This is a genomic window from Halostella sp. PRR32 (assembly GCF_034808085.1).
Lineage (GTDB): Archaea > Halobacteriota > Halobacteria > Halobacteriales > Natronoarchaeaceae > Halostella > Halostella pelagica.
This window is the reverse complement of the sequence record NZ_JAXHGL010000038.1, coordinates 1-359: the sequence shown is the minus strand read 5'-3', so window position 1 is coordinate 359 and position 359 is coordinate 1. Positions and strand designations below refer to the sequence as shown.

The following is a 359-nucleotide window of genomic DNA, read 5'->3' as shown; positions in this document are numbered from 1 at the left end:
GTCGCCGTCCCCGGCGGTAACCCGGCGCCCGCCGACCCGGCCGCAGCCCCGCCCGACGACGGCGACGTCGACGCCGTCCACGCCGACGGCGTCACCGGCGACGGCGTCGCCGTCGCCGTCCTCGACCCGACCGGGTTCGACACCGACGACGACGCGTACGCCGACGCCGCCGTCGCCGCTCGCACGTTCGGGTCCGGACCGACCATCGGCCCGAACGCCGGCGACGTCCACGGCACGCGCTCCGCGCGGCAGGTCGCGGCGGTCGCCCCGAACGCGAGCCTCCACCTCGCCGGGTTCGACGGCGAGACCGGGTACGGGCGCGCGATGGCGTGGGCGGTCCGCCAGGGGGTCGACGTCGT

The 359-nt window shown here is 78.8% G+C and carries 1 pseudogene; it reads left to right on the top strand.

Features of this window, described 5'->3' with window-relative positions:
* Positions 1–359: pseudogene (locus SM753_RS20300) on the top strand (hypothetical protein); the annotation flags it as partial.